Source organism: Methylibium sp. T29, from assembly GCF_000576205.1.
Taxonomy (GTDB): Bacteria; Pseudomonadota; Gammaproteobacteria; order Burkholderiales; family Burkholderiaceae_C; genus Methylibium; species Methylibium petroleiphilum.
The window spans coordinates 20,059-40,704 of sequence record NZ_AZND01000009.1; the positions used below are offsets into that span (position 1 = coordinate 20,059).

The 20,646-nt window shown below is 68.6% G+C and carries 22 protein-coding genes and 3 pseudogenes; 5 read left to right on the forward strand and 20 right to left on the reverse strand.

Translation table 11 applies throughout. The annotated features are described in order from the left end of the window. Positions 1-46: 46 nt before the first annotated feature. The 17 genes and pseudogenes from x551_RS02950 to x551_RS03025 form a co-directional block, all read right to left on the reverse strand. Positions 47-1,255, reverse strand: coding sequence for an NAD(P)/FAD-dependent oxidoreductase (locus tag x551_RS02950; protein WP_036230313.1), 1,209 nt, complete (start codon positions 1,253-1,255; stop codon positions 47-49). Positions 1,256-1,390: 135 nt separating this feature from the next. Then, a complete protein-coding gene (locus x551_RS02955; protein ID WP_036230311.1) occupies positions 1,391-1,945 on the reverse strand; it encodes an Rrf2 family transcriptional regulator in 555 nt (184 codons plus the stop codon). Positions 1,946-2,065: 120 nt separating this feature from the next. After that, entirely contained in the window at positions 2,066-2,644 is a 579-nt protein-coding gene (locus tag x551_RS02960) for a class I SAM-dependent methyltransferase (RefSeq protein ID WP_036230308.1), read from the reverse strand. A gap of 57 nt (positions 2,645-2,701) precedes the next feature. Continuing rightward, positions 2,702-3,013 carry a nitroreductase family protein gene (locus x551_RS28075; protein ID WP_343252108.1) on the reverse strand — a complete coding sequence of 104 codons (312 nt, stop codon included), beginning with the start codon at positions 3,011-3,013 and terminating at the stop codon, positions 2,702-2,704. Positions 3,014-3,056: 43 nt separating this feature from the next. Further along, a pseudogene (locus x551_RS28080) lies at positions 3,057-3,416 on the reverse strand (nitroreductase family protein); the annotation flags it as partial. Continuing rightward, on the reverse strand, positions 3,362-3,727 hold the full coding sequence (locus x551_RS02970; RefSeq protein WP_036230304.1) for a hypothetical protein: 366 nt from the start codon (positions 3,725-3,727) through the stop codon (positions 3,362-3,364). The gene x551_RS02970 and the pseudogene x551_RS28080, both read right to left, overlap by 55 nt. A gap of 19 nt (positions 3,728-3,746) precedes the next feature. Beyond that, the gene (locus tag x551_RS02975) at positions 3,747-4,223 is read right to left on the reverse strand and encodes a GNAT family N-acetyltransferase (RefSeq protein WP_011828529.1); all 477 of its coding nucleotides are present in this window, start codon (positions 4,221-4,223) and stop codon (positions 3,747-3,749) included. A gap of 22 nt (positions 4,224-4,245) precedes the next feature. Further along, complete coding sequence (locus tag x551_RS02980; RefSeq protein WP_036230300.1) at positions 4,246-5,103, reverse strand: amidohydrolase family protein; 858 nt, start codon at positions 5,101-5,103, stop codon at positions 4,246-4,248. A gap of 58 nt (positions 5,104-5,161) precedes the next feature. Then, a complete protein-coding gene (locus tag x551_RS02985; protein WP_011828527.1) occupies positions 5,162-6,052 on the reverse strand; it encodes an ABC transporter ATP-binding protein in 891 nt (296 codons plus the stop codon). Positions 6,053-6,062: 10 nt separating this feature from the next. After that, positions 6,063-6,887, reverse strand: coding sequence for an ABC transporter permease (locus x551_RS02990; RefSeq protein WP_011828526.1), 825 nt, complete (start codon positions 6,885-6,887; stop codon positions 6,063-6,065). 3 nt (positions 6,888-6,890) lie between these two features. Continuing rightward, a complete protein-coding gene (locus x551_RS02995; RefSeq protein WP_011828525.1) occupies positions 6,891-7,757 on the reverse strand; it encodes an ABC transporter ATP-binding protein in 867 nt (288 codons plus the stop codon). 1 nt (position 7,758) lies between these two features. Next, positions 7,759-9,093 (reverse strand): ABC transporter permease subunit, encoded by a 1,335-nt coding sequence (locus tag x551_RS03000; RefSeq protein WP_036247499.1) that lies wholly within the window; start codon positions 9,091-9,093, stop codon positions 7,759-7,761. A 96-nt stretch (positions 9,094-9,189) separates the two neighbouring features. Continuing rightward, on the reverse strand, positions 9,190-10,335 hold the full coding sequence (locus x551_RS03005) for an NrtA/SsuA/CpmA family ABC transporter substrate-binding protein (protein ID WP_152543385.1): 1,146 nt from the start codon (positions 10,333-10,335) through the stop codon (positions 9,190-9,192). Between the two features lie 127 nt (positions 10,336-10,462). Further along, the gene (locus x551_RS03010; protein ID WP_011828522.1) at positions 10,463-11,191 is read right to left on the reverse strand and encodes a cyclic nucleotide-binding domain-containing protein; all 729 of its coding nucleotides are present in this window, start codon (positions 11,189-11,191) and stop codon (positions 10,463-10,465) included. Positions 11,192-11,204: 13 nt separating this feature from the next. After that, the gene (locus tag x551_RS03015) at positions 11,205-12,242 is read right to left on the reverse strand and encodes a 2Fe-2S iron-sulfur cluster-binding protein (RefSeq protein ID WP_011828521.1); all 1,038 of its coding nucleotides are present in this window, start codon (positions 12,240-12,242) and stop codon (positions 11,205-11,207) included. Between the two features lie 22 nt (positions 12,243-12,264). Next, entirely contained in the window at positions 12,265-12,726 is a 462-nt protein-coding gene (locus tag x551_RS03020; protein WP_011828520.1) for an aromatic-ring-hydroxylating dioxygenase subunit beta, read from the reverse strand. Positions 12,727-12,753: 27 nt separating this feature from the next. Next, positions 12,754-13,965, reverse strand: coding sequence for a Rieske 2Fe-2S domain-containing protein (locus x551_RS03025; protein WP_036230297.1), 1,212 nt, complete (start codon positions 13,963-13,965; stop codon positions 12,754-12,756). 431 nt (positions 13,966-14,396) lie between these two features. On the opposite strand from x551_RS03025, the pseudogene x551_RS26825 reads away from it, so the two are divergent. The 4 genes and pseudogenes from x551_RS26825 to x551_RS26835 all read left to right on the forward strand — a co-directional run bounded on the left by x551_RS26825 (position 14,397) and on the right by x551_RS26835 (position 16,867). After that, positions 14,397-15,376: pseudogene (locus tag x551_RS26825) on the forward strand (SulP family inorganic anion transporter). Then, positions 15,349-16,128, forward strand: a complete 780-nt coding sequence (locus x551_RS26830; protein ID WP_253950284.1) for an STAS domain-containing protein — start codon at positions 15,349-15,351, stop codon at positions 16,126-16,128. The pseudogene x551_RS26825 and the gene x551_RS26830 overlap by 28 nt, the downstream one beginning before the upstream one ends. Further along, the gene (locus tag x551_RS03035; protein ID WP_253950285.1) at positions 16,128-16,736 is read left to right on the forward strand and encodes a sulfite exporter TauE/SafE family protein; all 609 of its coding nucleotides are present in this window, start codon (positions 16,128-16,130) and stop codon (positions 16,734-16,736) included. Before x551_RS26830 ends, x551_RS03035 begins: the two co-directional genes overlap by 1 nt. Further along, positions 16,709-16,867, forward strand: coding sequence for a hypothetical protein (locus tag x551_RS26835; protein WP_253950286.1), 159 nt, complete (start codon positions 16,709-16,711; stop codon positions 16,865-16,867). The genes x551_RS03035 and x551_RS26835 overlap by 28 nt, the downstream gene beginning before the upstream one ends. A 161-nt stretch (positions 16,868-17,028) precedes the next feature. Here the strand turns inward: x551_RS26835 and x551_RS24015 are convergent. From x551_RS24015 to x551_RS03045, 3 genes and pseudogenes are all read right to left on the reverse strand, one after another. Beyond that, positions 17,029-17,349: pseudogene (locus x551_RS24015) on the reverse strand (cyclic nucleotide-binding domain-containing protein); the annotation flags it as partial. An 18-nt stretch (positions 17,350-17,367) separates the two neighbouring features. Then, the gene (locus x551_RS03040; protein WP_036230293.1) at positions 17,368-18,816 is read right to left on the reverse strand and encodes a sigma-54 dependent transcriptional regulator; all 1,449 of its coding nucleotides are present in this window, start codon (positions 18,814-18,816) and stop codon (positions 17,368-17,370) included. Further along, positions 18,813-19,808: an ATP-binding protein gene (locus tag x551_RS03045; protein WP_036230291.1), complete on the reverse strand. Its 996-nt coding sequence runs from the start codon at positions 19,806-19,808 to the stop codon at positions 18,813-18,815. Before x551_RS03045 ends, x551_RS03040 begins: the two co-directional genes overlap by 4 nt. A gap of 224 nt (positions 19,809-20,032) precedes the next feature. On the opposite strand from x551_RS03045, the gene x551_RS03050 reads away from it, so the two are divergent. After that, complete coding sequence (locus x551_RS03050) at positions 20,033-20,620, forward strand: TetR/AcrR family transcriptional regulator (protein ID WP_011828513.1); 588 nt, start codon at positions 20,033-20,035, stop codon at positions 20,618-20,620. The last annotated feature ends 26 nt before the right edge of the window (positions 20,621-20,646 follow it).

A 20,646-nucleotide genomic window follows, 5' to 3' on the forward strand; every position in this document is an offset into this window, starting at 1 on the left:
GAACTCCAAACGGAAATGAAATGCCCCGCTGATGCACTGCCGCGCATCACGGCACGATGACGTGGTCGGGGTTGGCGATCGCGAAGGCGGCCTCGCGATCCGCCTGGGGCGGATAGATCCACTGCGTGTTGATCGCCTGCTTCGTGGCCTTGCCGACCTCGCGCGTCAGCTTGATCTGGCGGTCCCAGCCTTCGGTGAAGAGGGCGCCCCAGGGCCCCAGATCGAGACAGGTCACGTACTTCGGCTGGCTGTAGGGGTGGGTGGGCAGGCCCACCAGTTCGGCGGCAGCGTTGTGGCCCGCCACTCGGCCCAGGCTCAGCGCGTGCTGGCAGGACATCGCCGCGTGATGGCCCTCGCCGTCGGTGGCCGCCAGCGCGACATCGCCGGTGACGAACACGTCCGGCACGCTGCGGGCCCGCAGCTGCGGGTCGGCGTGCACGCGCCCGTAGCGATCGTGTTCGCCCTCGATCTGCGCGGCCAGCGGGTGGGCACGGGCACCGGCGGTCCACACCACGGTGTGGGTCGCGATGCGTTCGCCGCTGGAGAGGGTCACGCCGTCGGCGTCGATCGCCACGACCCCCGCGGAGGTCCTCACCTCCACGCCGCACTCGGCCAGGGCCGACTCGATCACCGGGCGCGGCACCGGCCCGAGATCCGGACCGATGACCGGTGCCTGTTCCACCATCACGACACGGATCTTCGCGTCCGGACCGAGGATGTCACGCAAGCGCCGTGGCATCTCGGTCACGGTCTCGATGCCGGTGAAGCCGCCGCCGGCCACCACGACCGTGTTGCGCGCGGCCGTCTCCGGCCGCTCGACCAGCGAGCGCAGATGGGCGTCGAGGGCCATCGCGCTGGCCAGTTGATCGACGTTGAAGCTGTGCTCGGCGAGACCGGGCACGTCGGGCAGGAACAGCCGGCTGCCGGTCGCCAGCACGAAGCGGTCGTAAGGCAGCGTGACGCGCCGGCCGTCGGTGCCGGTCACGTCCACCTCGTGCCGCTCCGTGTGGACGGCCTCCACCACCCCGGCAAGGTGGCGGACACCGACCGCCGCGAACAGCGGCGCAAGGTCCGGCGCCATCTCCTCGAACGCGGTCTCGTAGAGGCGCGGGCGGATGTGCAGATGGGGCGTGGGCGACACGACGAGGATCTCCACGTCGCGCTCCCGACCGGCCAGCGACACGGCCCGAGCGGCCGACAGCGCCGCCCACGTCCCGGCGAAGCCCGAGCCTGCGATCACGATCTTCTGGGTCATTCGATGCTTTCTTGATGAGGATAGAAGTGGCGAGGTTCCGGCGCTCGAAGAAGACGCGCAGGCATGCGGCGGCGCTCCCGATGGGCCGGCAGGCCTCCGGGCAAGCGGTGCCGATCAGGGGGTGGGACGCTCAGTTCACGGGTCGTGATCGCGCCGCAGCGGCGCGATCGGCACGGTCCTGGCGGTGCCGCGCGACTGGCCGCGGTCGCTCAGCCACGCCTGCACGTCCGGGCCGAAACGCGCCGGCGCCTTGCGGCCCAGCGTGAGGGCCAGGCCGGCGAGCGTTTCCTGGGCCAGGGCGTCGCGCATCGACTTCTCCGCGCGCAGCATCACAGCGTGGATCGCGCAGACGCCGCCGGTCGCCCAGCGCGGCGCGTCGCCCTCGAAGACGGCGCAACGACCGCGGATCTCCTGGCAGTCGAACAGGGGCTTGTCGCCCTCGATCGCGTCCACCACGTCCAGCACCGTGATGCGCTCCGCCGGCCGCGCCAGGCGGTAGCCGCCGCGCACGCCGGCGCTGGCCGCCACGATGCCGGCCTTCTCCAGCTTCGGGAAGATCTTCGCCACGAAGCTGGGCGAGATGCCCTGCAGTTCCGCCAGGTCGCGGCTGCTCGGTTGCGTCTCGCCGGCGTCCACCAGCCAGAGCAGGCAATGGAGGCCGTATTCGACACTGCTGGTGAGGTGCGCCATAACGCAGACTATATTTGTCCGCGTTCAATGGCGCAAGCGAAATCAGCAGCGCACTGACTGGTCGCCGGAGTGAAGGCTCAACGATCGTCGCTGCGTCGGGCGACCCCGAGTACAGACTGGTCAGCCATCTCGCCCGGGCCGGTAGCGGCGCTGCAGACTTTCGATCCGGAAGCCCGCCGACTCGATCAGCCCCGGCATCTCGCGGTTGAGATGGCAGCCGCCGGCCAGCGGCCTCCAGTACGGCGTGAGGCGATCCTGCCAGCGCCGCACCGACGCGTCAGGCGCGGCACCGTGCTCCAGGAACAGCAGGCGCCCGCCTGGCACCAGCACGCGGTAGACCTCCTTCAGCGCCTGGGCCGCATCGGGAATGGTGCAGAGCGTGAAGGTGGACACCACGCAATCGAAGCTGCGGTCGTCCACCGGGATGCGTTCGGCCGACAGCGGCAGCGCATGGATCTCCAGGCCTGCGGCCTCGGCCCGGCGCCGGGCCAGGGCATGCAGGCCGGGATCGACACCGCACAGGCATTGCAGTCCGGCAGCGCGGTAGTACGGCAGGTTGCGTCCCGTGCCCATGCCGATCTCGAGCACCCGGCCCGAGGCCTGCGGCACCAGCTCCGCGCGCCCGCTCTCGAAGCTGGGCAGACCGCAGATGACATCGACCGCGCGCGGCAGGATGTGATCGTTGTAGAAGTTGCTCATCCGTGCGCACCGAGGATTGCGGTGGCGGCGAGCATACGCCGCAGCCCCGGCCGGCCACTACGACAGGCAACTGACGAACCGGGCCGGCGCCGGCCTGGGCGACACGGGTCGCCGTCCCACCACGGTGCCCACGTTGACGAAGCACACGGCCTGCTCCTGCGGCTGCACGCCGAACAGGCCGCGCAGGCGGGCCGAATCCATCGCGCGGCCGCTGGTCAACCCGCTGCCGAAGCCCATCGAGTGCGCCGCGAGCAGCAGGTTCTGGAGCGCGGCGCCGAGCGAGACGAGCCGCTCGGCCGCGGGGACGGCGTCGGCATCGCGCTCGTCGTCTCGCAATCTCGCGATCGCCAGGGGCAATCCACGGGGCACGCCAGGCCTTGAGCCGGGCTGCCTCGATCTGGACCAGGGTCGCGCCGGGATCACGGTCGATCAAGGCCAGCGCGAAGGCCTCGGCCAGGCGCGCGCGCTGGTCGGCAGGAACGATCACGAAGCGCCAGGGTACGAGCCGGCCGTGGTCCGGCGCCGTCGCGGCGGCGCAGAACAGGCTCTCGATCTGGTCCGCGTCGGGGCCCGGCTCGACCAGACGCTTCGGAGACGTGTGCTGCCTTGCGGCCATCGTCGCCCGCAACTCGACACCCGCCCGCGACGCGCCGTCGTCATCGCACGCTGGCAGCGACGGCGTTCTGCGGCCCCCGGCTTCCTCGGGCGCGACGGACGTCACTGCGTCCACGTCGGATGGAGCCCGGTGCTGCGCCACTCGACCGGCGAGCATGTCGCGGCCGCTCTGCGGGCCAGCCCGGCAGGCATCGCCTCCCAGGCCGCCTCGTCGTCGTCCATGCCCTCGGCGAACCGGCGGCACAGCGCGAAGCGCACGAACCGCTGCCCCCGGGCGAGCGCCGCGGCGAGCGCCTCCTGAAGCTGAGGCCAGGTCTGCTCCTGCGGCAGCACGTCGTCGCAGAACACCGGGCGCATCGCAGGCAACTCCTTGACCACGACCCGTGCTCGATAGACCGAGCAGCCGGCGTCCGCCACGGCGCTCACCTGGATGCTGTACTCGGCACCGCGTTCGTCGGCCTCCACCATGCGAGTCTCCTCCGGTCGGTCAGGCAGGCGCCGCCGGAGCGGCGGCGTCGCCGGGGTCGATCAGGTAGCTGTAGCCGTGCTTGCGGAAACCCAGGCCCTCGTAGAAGGCATGGGCCTTCTCGCGATTGACGTGGCTCGACAACACCAGCTTGTAGCAGTCGCGCGCCGCGCACAGCTTCATCGCGAACTGCATCATCCGCCGGCCGATCCGCTGCCCCTGGGCGTCCGGCGCCACGACCACGTCTTCCACGATGCACGAGTCGCGCGCGCCGTGGGAGATGCCGCCCACGAAGACCACCGCGAAGGTACCCACGATGAGATCGTTCGACTCCGCCACGTAGATGTGGTGCAGCGGGTTCGCTTCCAGGTCGAGAAAGCGCGCCCAGGCGTGTTCGATCGGCATCTCGGGCTCGGGCGTGATGTCGAGTTGCTTGTAGAACTCCAGGAGACGCGGCACGTCGGACAGCCGCGCGGCGCGTATCTCGAGGTCCTTCACGGCGGTTCTCCGGTCCGGGCGGCTAGACGCCGAGCTTCAGCACGCGCTTCGCGTTGCCGTACATCACGTCGTCGATCACGCCCTCCGCGAAACCGAGGGTGCGGTAGTCGTTGATCGACTGTCCCATCGGCCGGAACGGGTAGGAGCTGCCGAACAGGATCTGGTGGCGCATGCAGCCGTTCGCGGCCTCGACGTAGAGCGAGCCTCCCGGCGCGAAGATGTACATGTCGGGCACGATGAACACGTTCTCCCAGCGGAACGCGACGCCGATGATCTCGTTCACGTACGGATAGAAGCCGTGGTAGCAGATGATCGACAGCTTGGGGAAGGCCTTCGCCACATGGCCGACCGCGGTCGGCGTCACCATGTCGAGGCTCGGCGCGGTGGGGCCGGACATGATGGAGACCGGCACGCCGAGCTGCGCGCAGGCGTCGTAGATCGGGAACAGCATCGGATCGTCGGCCTTGCACAGCGGGCTGCCGAAGCCGGGCTCGACGTTGATCGCCTTCAGGTCGAGCTGCCGCACCGCGCGCTCCACCTCGTCGATCGCCGCCTTGACGCCCCAGCGGTGCGGATCGATCGAGCCCACCCCGACCAGTTCCTTGTGGCCCTTGACGAGGTCGTGGATCTCGTCGTTCGAGTGCTTGATGCCGGGGGTGTCGCGGCCGACGACCACCGCCGCCGTGATGCTCGTCTCCTTGATGTCGCGCAGGTAGCCGTCGATGTTCTTCGAATGAGTGAAGTGCTCCAGGTCGCGCGAACCGACCCGGCCGTTCAGCCACTTCACGACCTCGAACTCCGGCGTGCCGCGCGTCTTGCCGTAGAAGTCGTGCAGGAACGCAGGGCGGCTGCGCATGTCGATCACCTTCTTGCTGGCCATGGATCGTTCTCCTTCTTGGATGGTTCGTTCGTTGTTCGGGTCGACGGCGCGACAGGTGTCATTCCGGCTGCTTCGCCTCGGCCGGCGCCTTGCCGGTGCGCTTGGCATAGGCCTCGATGAAGTCCGCCGCGGCGCGGCTGCCGCCCGAGAAGGACTTCATGGCCTCCTCGTGCAGCAGCGACAGCGCCTGCATCTTGATTTCGTTGGCGCGCTCGCTGTCGAAGGCGTTGGCCAGCCGTCGCGGCCGCGGGATGTCGACCTCGAGCGTGGCCCTCACCTGCGTCGGGATGTTCGTCATCACGATCAGGCGGTCGGCGAGGAAGATCGCCTCGTCGATGTCGGTGGTCACGAAGAAATTGGTGCGGTGAGACTCCTCGTACAGGCCGGAGTAGTACTCCCACATCAGCTCCTTCGACATCGCGTCGAGGCCGCGGAACGGCTCGTCGAGGATCATCACGTCGGGGTTGTTGATCATCGCCCGCGCCAGCTCGGCGCGTCGCTGCATGCCGCCCGACAACTGCGTGGGGTACTTGCGGCTGAAGGCCTTGAGTCCCACCTTCTCCAGCAGGAAATCGGCCTGCGACTGCGTCTGCCCGTTCTGCTCGCCGCGCGCGCGCGGTCCGTAGAGGATGTTGTCCATGGTCGTCATCCACGGGAACAGCGCGCTTTCCTGGAACACCACGAGACGGTCCTTGCCGGGCCCGGTGATGGGCCGCCCGTCGATCTGGATGCTGCCGCTGTCGGGCTTCTCGAAGCCCGCGAGCAACCGGATCAGCGTGCTCTTCCCGCAACCCGACGGGCCGATCATCACGGTGAGCTTGTTGCGCTCGATCGTGAACGAGCAGTCCTGCACCACGGTCTTGGCGAACGGTCCGGTGCCGTAGGTCTTGGTGACGTTGCGGACCTGGATCTCGCCGCGCGTGCTGCCCGAAGGCTTGTGTTGGGCCATCGTGCACTCCTCAACGCTGTTTCAACCAGGGCGTGACCAGTCCGCCGAGCGCGCGCAGCGCCTCGCTGCAGGCGAAGCCCGCGATGCCGATGCTGATCATGCCGACGACGATCTGCTCGTACGAACCGCCCACGTACGAGTTCCAGATGAAGAAGCCCAGTCCCCCGCCTTCGGCGCTCTTGCCGCCCCCGGAGATCATCTCGGCCGCCACCACCACCTCCCAGGTGATGCCCATGCCCACCGCGGAGCCGACCACGATCGACGGCAGCGTGGCCGGCAGCACCACGCGGCGGAAGATGTCCCACTGCGACGCGCCCATCGCCTGCGCCGCCTGGAAGTAGCGCACGTCGATCGACTTGGCCCCGCCGACGACGTTGATGACGATGGTGAAGAAGGCGCCGAGGAAGGTCACGAAGGCGATCGACATCTCGGCCGTGGGCCAGAAGATGATCGAGGCCGGCACCCAGGCCAGCGGCGGGATCGGCCGCAGCAGCTCGAAGCTCGGGAACACGACGCCGTGCACCGCCTTGCTCACGGCCATCATCAGGCCCAGCGGGATGCCGATCAGCATCGCCGCGCCGAAGCCCGCGAGCACCCGGACCAGGCTGAGGTACCAGCTCTCCCAGTAGCCGGCGTTGCCCAGCAGGCCCGCCCAGGCCTTGAGCACGCCGCTGGGCGCCGGCACCTGGCCGATCCAGGGCAGCGCGAAGCCCAGCCATTCGGGCGAGCGCGCGCCCAGTTCCCACAGGATGACGAAGGCCGTCAGCGCGATGATCGCGCGCAGCGTCGAGCGGCTCAGCACGCGCTGGCGAAACCGGGTGATGCCATGGCTCATGGTTCAGCCCTCCTTCTCGCCGGCCGCGAAGGACTTCTTCGCTTCCTCGTGCACGATCGCACTGGTCTCCTCCATCAGCTCGCGGAAGCGCGGGCTGGTCAGCACGCTGTAGTCGCGCGGATGGGGAATGTCGACATCGAGGATCTTCTTCGGCCGGCACGGCCGCGAGGTCATGATCACCAGCCGGTGCCCGAGGAAGATGGCCTCCTCGAGGTCGTGGGTGATGAAGAAGATCGTGACCTTGTTCTTGTAGTAGATCTCCAGCAGCGCCTCGTGCATGACCGACTTGGTCAGCGAGTCGAGCGCTCGGTAGGGCTCGTCGAACAGCAGCACCTTCGGGTCGTTCATCAGCGCGCGCACGATCTCCACGCGCCGGCGCAGCCCCGACGACACCTCGCCGGGGTAGTTGTTCTCGGTGCCGCTCAGGCCGGCATCGGCCATCATGCGACGGGCCTTCTCGTAGATCTCCTTCTTGCCCATCTTCCCCTGCATCAGCGGGCCGAAGGCGACGTTCTCGAGGTTGGTCTTCCACGGGAACAGCGCGCCGTTCTGGAACACCACGATGCGGTCCGAGCCCGGCTCGGCCTTGGGCTTGCCGGGACCGCACAGCACCTCGCCGTCCATCGTGATCGTGCCCGAGCTGATGCTGTGGAAGCCCGCGATCGCGTTGAGCAGCGTGGTCTTGCCGCAGCCCGAGGGCCCGACGATCATGCAGATCTCACCGGCCGCGATGTCGAGCGTGCAATGGTCCACCGCCATCACGGCCGCGCCGTCGGGGTCGTAGACCTTGACGACATCGTCGATGCGGATCGCGCCCTGCGTGGCGGCCCGGCCGCCGGACTGGCGCTGTCTTTCCTGGGTGGTGTTCATCTCAGCGTCCTCCCAACGCCAGCTCGCGCACGCGCCACTGCATCATCATGTCGCCCACCACACGCACCATGGCGCTGGTCACGTAGCCCACCGCACCGAGCGTGACCATGCCGATCACGATCGTCGGGTACTGCACCATCGTGTACGAGGTGTTGATCACATAGCCCAGGCCGAACTCGCCCGAGACCATCTCGCCGGCCACCAGCGAGAACCACGCGACCCCGACCGAGATCTGCAGCCCCGTGAAGATGTAGGGCATGGAACCCGGCACGATGACCTCGCGGAACACCTGCCACTTGCTCGCGCCCAGGCAGTAGGCCGCGCGGCTGTAGGACTCGTCGATCGACTCGACGCCGAGCATGGTGTTGAGCGCCGTGGCGAAGAACGAGGCCAGGAAGGTCAGGAAGATCACCGGCGTCTCGGTGCCCGAGAACATCAGGATCGCCAGCGGCACCCACGCCAGGATGGGGATCGGCCGCAGCGTCTCGAAGATCGGGAACACGTACTCGCGGAAGGTCTTCGACCAGCCGAGAAAGAGCCCGAGCGGCACGCCCAGCCCGGTGGCCAGGAAGAAGGCGGTGGCGACCCGCCGCACGCTGGCCCAGATGTGGTCGTAGTACTCCGGCGTGTAGATCGAGAGCCCGTACACCGGATGGCGGTTGAACATCTCGGTGAACACCGTCGTCAGGCCCGGCATGTCCCGAAAGCGCGGCAGCTTCCAGACCTCGACCGTGAAGTACCAGAAGCCCAGCAGCATGGCGTAGCCGGCCAGCATCATGTAGGGCTTGGGGCTCTTGAGCCACTGCGAGAGGCGGAACATCGTGCGCGCCCAGCCGTCGCCGCCTCCACCGCCCTGCGCCGCGCCGGAGTCGGCTGCGCCGAAATGCGGCACCCGCGCCGCGACCGACGGCGACGCCGAGAACTCGCGGGTGATCATGGTCGCGAAACGACTCATCACCACGTCGCCGCGCGCCGGAGACTGCTTGATCAGCGCCATCAGCGCCCCGCCGTTGATGCGGATGGCCTCGGTACGCTCCAGGCACACCGTCCGGGCCATGCGGCGATTGCGACCGGTCAGTACGGCCGCCCAGCCGAACACGTCGCCCGGGCGCATCACCTTCTCGAGCAGTTCGCCGCCGGCTTCGCTGCGCAGGGCGTGGTTCACGCTGCCGGAGGCGACGATGTAGACATCGTCGGCCTCTTCGTCGAGGTCGTAGATCATGTCGCCACGCGCATACGACTTCAGCTTCGACAGCTTCACGATCTCCTGAAGCATCTCCGGCGGTACCGTCTGGAACGGCATGGCTCGCTTGAGCACCGCACCGATGTGATCCATGCATCCTCCTGAATGGGGCCGAGTGGCGGCACCGCCTGCGGCCCCTGGCCGCGGCGATGACCGGCTGCTCTCTCTCGATCGGGGCCGAACGGCCGGCTACTTCTTGCCGTACTCGCTGTCGGGCATGGACTTGACCTCACCGATCGGCGAACTCAGGTTGCGCTCCTTGAGCACCTGCGCCGCCATGTCGTTCATCAGCGCGTCGGCGCGCAGCTTCTCGACGTTGATGCTCTTGATGGAGAACAGGAAGGCCGCGGACTGGTTGATCTGCGCCACCACGTCGGGCGTCAGCGTGAAGGGCATCTGCATGCGCACCGGGATCCCGCCGATCTCGGCAGGGTACTGGCCGTAGAGGGAGTGCCACAGCATCTTCTCGGTGAAGCCGGTCGCCTGCTGCGCGGCCATCGCCGCCACCTCCATCGCGTTCTTCGGGTCGGCGAGGAACAGCTGGGCGTCGAGCTCGGCGTTCAGCCAGGCCTTGGCGACGTCGGGACGCTGCTTGATCAGGTCGGCCCGCATGGCCAGGAAGCCGGCGTCCTTCTCGTTGACCGTCGCGCCGCTGGCGATGCGCCGCGCCAGCCCCTCCTCCACCAGCCGCGAGGCGGTGGGCTCCCAGATCGCCGCGGCATCGAGCTTGCCGGCGCGGAAGCCGCTGGTGATGACCTCGATGTTCTGGTTCATGATGGCCGCCGGCGCGACGCCCTCCTTGCGGAAGGCCTCCTTCGCGAAACGGTCGGCACAGCTGCCCAGCGGGATGCCGATGCGCTTGCCCTCGAGCCACTTGACGCCTTCCTTGCCGTTGCCGAACTTGGGCGCGTCGTTGCGGGCCAGCAGGATGTTGCACTGGTCGAAGCCGACGCCGAGCGTCGCGACGATGCGGATGTCCGCCACCGACTCCTTGGTGGTCGAGACGATCGCCGGCATGTCGCCCATGTAGCCGATGTGCTGCTTGCCGGCCAGCATGGCGTTGACGATCACCGCGCCCTGCAGGCCGATCGAGAAGTCGACCGTGGAGCCCTTGGGCAGGTACTTCTCGTAGAACTTCTTGCCCCGCATGACCACGCCGGACCACGACTGGGTGTAGTACGGCTGGTAGCCGATCACCAGTTGGACCGGATCACCCGGCTTGCCGTAGTCGAGGTCGGCGGCGAGCGCCGTCGAAGGAGCCCCGATGCCGAGGCCGCAAGCCACCGCCATCGCTGCGGCGGCCGCGCGTACACGCTGATTCATCCAGAACGTCATGCTTGTCTCCTTGTTGGTTCATGCGGTGCCCGCGCAGCGGGCCCGGTTTTATCGGACCATTCGACTCCCTCTGCGGGCTTCCTTGTTGTTGCTTGCCTTCCTTGCGTCGGTTCCCGTGCGGCGCGGTTCACTTGCCGCCCTGCGTGCGCAGATGCCGCGTGATCAGCGTCGAGAGCTGGCGCATCACGAGGAAGCCTGCCGCCGGCTCCTCCGCCAGCACCTTCAGGACGTCCTCGCCCTTGAGCCGCAGGAACGTGGACGGCTCCATGCAGGTGGCGCGGGCGATGCGGCGCGGCTGGTCCTGCAGCAGCGCGGCCCACCCGAACATCTCGCCCTTGCGCAGCATGAAGCCCGCCATGCGCGTGCGGTCCTCGCGGCCGATCTCGAACTCCACGCGGCCCGATTCGAGGATGTAGAGGTCGTCGGCCGGATCGCCGATGTCGTACAGCGCCGCCGCCACGCCGTGCTCCTCCCGCCGCGCCAGGGCGTCGAGCCGCCCGATCACCGCGTCGGAGATGCCCTTGAACAGCTCGCAGGCCCGCAGCGCACTGGACTGCAGCACGAAGATCTCGCCGTCGACGTGCTCGATCTCGTAGCGCTCCAGCGGCGCCTCGGCCAGCCCGAGGGCCTCGCCCGTCTTCACGTCCCACTGCCACAGGTGCTGGTGGCAGGTGAGCGTGCTGCCGTCGAAGAAGCCCTCGTCGAGGCACACGTCCTGGTGCGGGCACAGGCCCTGGAAGGCGTGGAATTGGTCGCCGCTGTTCACCACCAGGACCTTGCTGCCCGTGGCCGTGTCGTAGCACTTCATCCCCTGGCCGGGGATCTCGCTGGCGCTGCAGATGCGGATGCGCTTCATGGGGGGCCCGTCGTCAGCTGAACTTGTCGTAGCGGATGTTGTCGGTCGACACGCGCGCCATCAGCAGCATGCGCACGCAGGCGTCCACCGCCGGCGGCGGCCCGGCCAGGTAGGCACGCACGCCCTGATAGCGCCCCTGCATGCCACGGCCGGCCACCTCGTGCACGAAGCCGGTCTCGAACTGCAGCAGCGGATGGCTCGCCCGCAACGCGTCGGACGCCGGCTCCTCGGAGAACGCGATCGTGACGCGCAGTCGCTCGCCACAGGCGGCGCGCAGGCGGCTGAACTCGTCGAGGAAGAACGCGTCCTTCATCGAGCGCACGCCGAAGAAGACGTCGCCGTCGTGGCTGGCGAAGTAGTCGGCCCGCGCGGCCCGCTCCAGGATCGACATCATCCCGGCGATGCCGCTGCCGCCAGCGATGCAGAGGATGTTCTTGTCGAGCTCCGGATAGAAGGTGGCCGCGCCGAGCGGACCGAACAGCTCGACCGCGGTGCCGGCCGGCGTGGCCGAGAACAGCCAGTCCGACAGCTTCCCGTCGGGCTTCTTCTTGATGACGAAGTCGAGCTCGAGGGCGTCCTTCGCGTGGTTCACCATCGACCAGCCGCGGTAGCCGTCGATCCCCGGCACCTGGACCAGCACGAACTGCCCGGCGTCGAACGACAGCGGTGCGGCCAGCGCGATGCGCAGCGACATCACGTCGTGCGTCAGCAGCCGGGCGGCGACGATGCGCCCGGACGCGGCGCGCGGGATGCAGACATCGGGCTCGAGGTCCTCGACGAAGCTCGCCACCTCGATCGACAGCGGGCCGCGCGCGGCGCACTGGCACATCAGGAACTCGTCGGCCTGCTTCAGGTACTTGCGGCCGGGCGCCTCGGGCCACAGGTCGTCGATCTCGCCCGACAGCAGCCGCGCCTTGCAGGTGCCGCAGGTGCCGCTGCCGCACTCGTAGGGCAGGTCGATGGCCTGGCCGAGCCCGGCGTACAGCACCCGGCTGCCCGGCTCGGCGTCGAACGCGTGGGCGCGGTTGCGCGCCTTGACTTCGATCTTCATGGGGTGGCTCCGTGGCCGGCGCTCAGATCGGGATGTGGTAGCCGAAGCCGAGCATCCGCGTGTCGAGCCGCACGTTGCGCTCGAGCATCCGCGGGCCCTCGGCGCCGAGCGCGACCCGGTCGTAGATCTTGCCGACCGCGAACAGCTCGGTCGTGCCGCCGTCCAGCGTGGTGCGGTAGGCCTGCACGGTGCTCACCACCTCGGCCTGCGCCGCGCCGTCGTCGAGCTTCACCGTGTACACGCAGACGTGGCGGGTCATCGGCGACTGGTCGCTGTTGTGCCGCGGCAGGTTGGTGAACAGCGTCTTCAGGCCCGGCTTGTCGTGCTCCAGCCAGGTCATCTCCTTGCGGATCTCGGGGCTGTAGGCGGTGATCCGGTACACGTAGGCCGGATCGCAGAGTTCGAGGTAGGCGTCGAACTTCTTCTCGTCCAGGGTCATGGCCGAGCGGCTGATCAGTTCGGTGATGGCGGTGCGTGTGTCCACGGTGTTCCTCGCGTCGGTGGTCCGGACTCAGGCGGCGGCCTGGGCCGTGCCGGCCTTGCCGTGCGGGTCATGGGCCATGCGGCCCATGCGGCGACTCCATTCCGCATAGAAGTGGCGCATGCCGCCTTCGTCGTGGATGGTCATGTTCTCCTCGCGCCCGTGCAGCACCCACTTGCTGTCGGTGCGGTCGCGCATCGCCAGCCCCTGGCCATGCACCCCAAGCAGGTCCTCGTGCAGGTTGCGACCGAACGGCCCCCAGATGGTGTTGTGGTCGCGGATGCGCTCGGCCCGCTCTTCGGGCGTGTCGCTCTTGAGGCCCAGACCGCGGAACTCGATCAGCAGCTTGTTCGGCCCCAGCGGGATCGCCGTGTCCATCCGCAGCACCGAGGTGCGCAGGTTGAACGTCATGCCCGGGAAGATGTCGATCAGCACCCAGCCTCCCGGCGCCAGGCCGGGCCAGCCCACGCCGCGCGCCTTGCTGCCCTCGTAGGCGTCGTACTTGATCGCCATCGAGCCGACCGAGGCGTGGCCGTTGGGGTAGCCGGTGTACTTCCGATCGAAATAGCCGGGCTGGATCATCCCGGTGATGCGATTGAAGTAGTGCATGTAATCGTGATAGAACTCGCTGTTCGTGTCGTGCCACAGCTTGTAGTTCGTGTTGACCACGGCCTTGTGATAGTGGAAGACCTCGAGCGGCATGTTCAGCTGCTCGTCGAGCATGCTCATCGAGTCGCCGATGTACTCACCGAGCGATGAGCACTGGTCATCCACGTTGACCCACACGAAGCCGCCGTAGCCGATCTCGGTCTTCACCTCGCGCAGGCCGGCCTGCTCGCAGCCGTAGCGGTCCTGGTAGCCCTGCTTGCCGCGCGAGATGTCGATGCAGTTGCCCTTCACGTCGAACGACCATGCATGGAAGATGCAGGTGATGCGCTTGGCATTGCCCACCGGCTCGTAGAGCAGCGTGTTGCCGCGGTGCGGACAGATGTTGTAGAAGCTGCGGACCTTCATGTCCTCGCCGCGCACCACGATCAGCGGCGCGCCGCCCGGGTGGTTGAAGGTGCGGTAGTCGTAGGCGTTCTGCAGCTCCGACTCGTGGCACGCAATGATCCACACCTTGTTGAAGATCAGCTCCTGCTCCTGCCGGAAGATCTGCTCGTCGGTGTAGATGTCGGTGCTGACGAAGTGGGTGTCGGGGAAATTGGGGCGTTGCTGCCACTCGGTTGCATTGCGCGACATGCGGCTCTCCGTGAGTTGCGAAGACAGGGATGACACAGCGCTCGAGGTCACCGCTGCGTCCGTGACGACACCTTCATTGCACGGTCCGTGCCCAAGGGAAAAATCGCGGTTTCCGGGCCGCGCGGAGGCCGAAATCGCGCTTCATCGAACCGATGTTGCGGCGCTTCCAAGGGTTTCCATCAGCGCGCTGGACCGACCGACGTTTCACAGCGAAACCGGCGACCGTTTCCATTCGAAACGCGCACGTGCCGATGCGCCGCGATGTCCACGCTGGCGTGCGTGGCACCAACTTTGCTGAACGAGGCGCTGGCGATGCGACGACGTGAGGGCGGCGCGCATCGCACCGCCCTCACGCGCGTCCCAACGAAAGCACCATGGCAACGACCGACCGCTGGCTCGCAAGGCTCCTGCCCATGCTGCAGTGGTGGCCGATGGTGAACCGGCGCAGCCTGCGCGCGGACCTGCTCGCCGGACTCACGGGCACCATCATCCTGGTGCCGCAGGCGGTCGCCTACGCCAGCATCGCCGGGCTGCCGCCGGCCTATGGCCTCTACACCGCGATCGTGCCGGTGATCGTGGCCGCGCTGTTCGGCTCGTCGCTGCATCTCGTGTCCGGCCCCACCGCCGCGCTGTCGATCGTCATCTTCGCGACGCTCAGCCCGCTGGCCGAGCCGGGCAGCGCGGCCTACATCCAGCTCGCGCTGAGCCTCACCTTCATGACGGGGCTGCTGATGCTGGCGATGGGGCTGGCGCGCCTCGGCGTGCTGGTGAACTTCATCTCGCACAGCGTGGTGATCGGATTCACCGCCGGCGCCGCGGTGCTGATCGCCACCAGCCAGCTGAAGAACTTCTTCGGCATCACCGCGCCGGCCAGCGCCTCGTTCATCGAGACCCTGCGCCTGTTCGTGCAGCGCCTGCCGGACACCAACGTCCACGTGCTGAGCGTGGGCATCGTCACGCTGCTGGCCGCGGTGGGCACGCGCACCTGGCTGCCGCGCGCGCCGCACATGATCGTCGCCATGGCGGTCGGCAGCCTGCATGCGCTGGCGCTGACCGCGCTGTTCGGCCCGCAGACGGGCATCGCGATGGTGTCGGCCATCCCGCGCAGCCTGCCGCCGCTGTCGATGCCGATCCTTCGGGTGAGACCCTGAGGCAGCTCGCACCGATCGCGCTGGCGCTCGCGATGCTCTCGCTCACCGAGGCGGTGGCCATCGCGCGCGCGATCGCGCTCAAGTCGGGGCAGCGCATCGACAGCAGCCAGGAGTTCATCGGCCAGGGCCTCGCCAACGTGGTCGGCAGCTTCGCCTCGAGCTATGTCTCCAGTGGCTCGTTCACGCGCAGCGGGTCAACCACACAGCCGGCGCGAAGACGCCGCTGGCGCCGGTGTTCTCGGCGCTGTTCCTGGTGCTGACGCTGGTGGCGCTGGCGCCGCTGGTGCGCTACCTGCCGATCGCGTCGATGGCGGCGATCCTGCTCGTCGTCGCGTACTCGCTGGTCGACGTACACCACATCCGCGGCATCCTGCGGACCAGTCGCGCCGAGGCTGCGGTGCTGGCGGCGACGTTCCTCGCCACCCTGTTCCTGCACCTCGAGTTCGCCATCTACGTCGGCGTGCTGCTGTCGCTGATGGTGTTCCTGGAGCGCACCGCCCGGCCGGAGATCCGCGACGCGGTCCCGGCGCCGGGCGCGCACAGCTACCACTTCGTGCCGCAGACCGACGAGCCCGACTGCTGCCAGCTGAAGATGGTCTTCATCGACGGGCCCATCTACTTCGGCGCCGTCGATCACGTGCAGCGCCGGCTGCGCGACATCGACGCGGCCGATCCCGGCCACAAGCACCTGCTCGTGCTGGCGCCGGGCATCAACTTCATCGACAGCTCGGGGGCCGAGCTGCTGGGCCAGGAGGCGCGCCGACGGCGCCAGCTCGGCGGCGGCCTGTACTTCCACCGCCTGCACCCGTCGGCCGTCGACGTGCTGGCGCGCTCTGGCCACCTCGACGCCATCGGCCGCGAGAACCTGCATGCGATCGGCAGCAACGTGATCGACGCCCTCTACCCGCGGCTGGACCCGCAGATCTGCCGCCACTGCCCGGCCCGCATCTTCAGCCAGTGCCAGCGCACGCTGCCCGACGGCACACCGCGCGAGCCGGCCGGCACCCCATGATGGCCGGGCTGATCGCGGTCGCGCTGGTCGTCGGCGTGCTGATCGGCGCCGTGGGAGTGGGTGGCATCCTGCTGATCCCGGCGCTCAACCTGCTGGCGCCGCTGCCCATCCAGGCGTCGATGGCCACGGCCCTCTTCACCTTCATCTTCACCGGCATCGTCGGCACCTGGTTCTTCCAACGGCGCGGCAGCATCGACTGGTCGGTGACGCTGCCGCTGTGCGTGGGCGGCGCGCTGTTCGGCGCGGTCGGCGCCTGGGCCAACGCTCTGCTCGATGCCCACCTGCTCGGGCTGGTGCTGGCCGTGCTGATCGTGCTGGCCGGTGTCTACACGCTGCTCGGGGGCGGCGCACGACGCCGCACCGCCTTCGAGGGTCGGCCGCAGTGGCGGCGCGCGCTGCTGTTCGGCATCGGCGCGCTCACCGGCTTCGGATCCGGGCTCACCGGCGTGGGCGGTCCGGCGCTGTCCGTGCCGATGATGGTGCTGAGCGGCTTCGCGCCGCTGACCGCGATCGGCGCCAGCCAGGTGGTGCAGATCCTGCGTCGGTCTCGGGCAGCGTGGGCCACTTGGCGCACGGCATCGTGGACCTCGAACTCGCCGCGCTGCTGACGGTGTTCGAGGTGGCCGGCGTGTGGATCGGCGTGCATCTCGCGCACGCCGTCGATGCCGCGCTGCTGCGCCGCGCCGTGGGCGCGCTGTGCGTCGCGGTCGGAGCCGGCCTGCTGCTGCGCGCGCTGTAGCGCGTCGGCCGCGCGGGCTCTGCGTCAACCGCGGCGAAGGCCGTCAGCGTGCCGGAGATGATGCGGTTGAGCTGGGTCATCAGGCGGTAGCCCAGCGTGTGATCCTGCTCCATCAGACCGAGCAGGCCGTTGCCGTCGATCGCCAGGAAGCTGCAGGGCGTGAGGCAGGTGGCGGTGGCGATGCGCAGGTTGCAGCTCGGCGTGAGCGCCGCCCAGCCGAACACCTCGCCGCGCCGCAGCATGTTGCCGGCACTCGCGTTGCGCTCGCCGTAGCCCACCGCGAGCCGGACCATGCCGCGCACCAGCACATAGACCAGGCTGGCCGGTTCGCCGACCCGGTAGACCTGCTGCCCCTCGCTGCAGTGCTGCACCTCGCTGAGCAGCGCGATGCGCTCGAGCTGGCGCGCGGTCAGGCCCTGGAAGAAACCCGTCTGCGCGAGGATCAGGTTCGGTGTCAGCAGTTCGGCGGATTCGTTCGACATGGCTGCTTTCCGTGCGGTTCACTGAACGCGGTGGAGGTGGTCTAGCTCGTCGCCGGCCGGTGCGCGCTCGCGCTGCCGGTGCAGGCCCCAGTTGCGGCGGCGCATCCAGAGCGCCTTGCGGCCGATGCCGAGCATCGCCGCAAGCTCGGCCTCGCCGTGCCGGTCCTGGTAGAGCAGCACGACTTCCTTGATGTACTCCTCCACCGACAGGGGCAACCCGCTGCCCAGCGGCAGGTGGGTCTCCTTGGCCGGCAGCGCGATCGTTTCCTCCAGGTCGGCGGCGCTCAGGATGTCGGCATCGGCCAGGATCACCGCGCGCTCGATCACGTTCTGGAGCTCGCGCACGTTGCCGGGCCAGGAGTGGCGGTGCAGGAAGTCGATGAAGTCCCGGTCCATGCCGCTGACCCGGCTGCCGAACTTGCGGCTGAACAACTGCATGAAGTGGCGCGCGAGCAGCTCGATGTCGGCCCCGCGCTCGCGCAGCGGCGGCACGTGGATCGTGATGACGTTCAGGCGGTAGTAGAGGTCGGCGCGGAAGCTGCCGCTCTCGGCGCTCTCCTTCAGGTTGCGGTTGCTCGCCGCGAGGAAGCGCGTGTCGGTGATGTAGCTCTGTCCCGAACCGAGCGGTCGCACCTGGCGCTCCTGCAGCACCCGCAGCAGCTTCACCTGCACGTTGAGCGGCATCTCCGAGATCTCGTCGAGGAACAGCGTCCCGCCGCTGGCTTCGCGGATCAGGCCCTCGCTGGCCGAGGCCGCGCCCGTGTAGGCGCCCTTGACGTGGCCGAACAGCTCGGACTCGATCAGCTCGGCCGGAATGGCCCCGCAGTTCACCGCGACGAACGGCCGGTGCGCCCGATTGCCGCCGAAGTGGATGGCCTGGGCCACCAGTTCCTTGCCGGTGCCGCTCTCGCCCTGGATCAGCACGTTGGCCTCGGTGGCGGCCACGCGCTGGATCATGCCCAGCAGGCGCTTGACGCCGTCGCTCTCGCCGATGATGGCGTTCTGGGAATAGGCCTTGCGCAGGCTGCGCTTGAGGGCCACGTTCTCCATGCGGGTGCGGCGCTCGCCGAGCGCCCGCTCCACCGAGAACAGGAAGTCGTCGTTGTCGAAGGGCTTGATCACGTAGTCGTTGGCGCCCAGGCGCAACGCCTCGATCGCACTCTCGACCGACGAGAAGCTGGTCATCAGGATCACCTGCGTCTCGGGGTTGGCCGCCTTGCTGGCCGCCACGATGTCCAGCCCGCTGGCGTCGGGCAGGCGCAGGTCGGTGATGACCATGTCGAACTCGCGGCTGCGGAGCTGCGCCAGGCCCTCGCCGCCGGTGCGCGTGATCACGCAGGTGTAGCCGGCGCGCTGCAGCAGCATCTCGACGCAGTCGCCGATGCCGTGGTCGTCGTCGATCACGAGCACCTGTTCCGACGGCCGCCGTGCCTCGGCCGGTGCTTCCCTGCGGGGCTGGCTGCTCATGCGCGTTCCCTGGGCAGCGCGACGCAGAACGTGGCGCCCTCGCTGCCGGTGTGTCGCAGCGAGAGGCTGCCGCCGTGCTCGTGGGCGATCTCGGTGCTGATCGCCAGCCCGAGCCCGGTGCCGTGCATGCTGGACTTGGTGGTGAAGAAGGGTTCGAAGATGCGGCCCACGGCCTCGGCCGGCACGCCCGGGCCGGTGTCACCGACCAGCACTTCGACCATCGGGCCGGCCTCGCGGGTCTCGATGCGCAGCGTGCCGCGGCCCGCCATCGCCTGAGCGGCATTGACGAACAGGTTCAGGAAGATCTCGCGGATCTGCCCCGTGTTGCCGAACACCTTCAGGCCCGCGTCGCGGCGCAGGTACTGCAGCTCCACGTCGCGCAGCAGGTCGTCCTGGCGCAGCACGTAGAGCGCCTCCTCGATGGCCTCGTCGACCGCGAAGCCGTAGCGCGGCTCGTCACCGACGCGCGAGAACTTCACCAGCCGCCGCGAGATGTCGAGGATGCGCTTGACGTTGACCGCGATGTTGTCGAAGCCCTTGTCCAGCAGCGCCGGGCTCGGCTGCTTCTCGGACCGCAGGATCTGCACGATGGAGTGCAGCGAGGTGAGCGGGTTCGTGATCTCGTGGCAGACGCCCGCCACCATGAAGCCCAGCGCCGCGAGCCGTGCCGTCTGCAGGTCGGAGGTCTGGAGCTGGCGCAGGTCGGTCTGGTCGACGATCACGAGGCTGGCCCCCCAGGGCGTGCGGCGCAGGAAGAGCCGCTCGTGCACCTGCGCCCCCGAGGGCAGCGTCCGCACGCTGTCGGCCTCCTGCGCGGCCGACCACGGCGGGCCGCCGCGCAACGACGCCAGGTAGTGCGGCGCACGCGCGCGCAGCGGCAGGTCGGAGTCGGACTCACCGTGGCCGTATTCGTCGCTCGCACCCAGCACCGCGGCGTCCTCGCCCAGCATCAGCATCGGCCACGGCGCGGCCGAGAAGATCTGTTCGAACACCTCGGCAAGATCGTACGTATGGCGCTGGGCTCTCATCGGTATCGGTCAATGGAACAGATGATGGCGGGGGCAGAACAGAGCGTATGGGCAGGCAGTGCACGCAGCAATAGAGAGCGACCCCCACGCACCGATCGGCGCTCGCGCCGACCCCGTATCGAAGGGTGGAACAAACGGTACAGCGGCCTCTAGAATCCGGCTGTCGATTGCCGATTTCAGAACGACCGATGAACAAGAACAAGGCCCCCGCCGAAGCCTCCCAGCGCGATCGCATCCTCAAGACCGCGGCCCAACTGTTCGCGGCGCGCGGCTTCCACGCGGTCGGCATCGCCGAACTCGGCGACGCGGTCTCGCTCGGGCGCGGCGCGCTCTACCACCACATCCGCAGCAAGGAAGACCTGCTGTACGACATCAGCCGCGAGTACATCGTCGACCTGGCCGCGCACGCCGCCGAAGTGGCACGCAGCGAGCTGCCGCCGGCCGAGCGGCTGGTGCTGCTGGGCGACTACCTGATGCTGAAGATCGCGTCGCACCAGGCCGAGCTGACGGTGTGCTTCCGCGAGGTGCAGTCGCTCACCGGCGAGCGGCACCGCGAGGTGATGGCGCTGCACGCCCGCTACGAGGGTGCGTGGAAGAGCATCCTGGTCGATGGCGAACGCCAGGGCGTGTTCCGCCCCTACGACGCCATCGTGCTCAAGGGCCTGCTGGGCATGTACTTCTACAGCTACCTGTGGCTCAAGCCCTCGGGCCGCGTCGGGCCGCGGCAGATCGCCGAGCGCTTCAACTCGATGGCGCTGCGGGCGCTGGCCGCCTGACGCCGCGGTCCCGCGGCGCCCGGCAG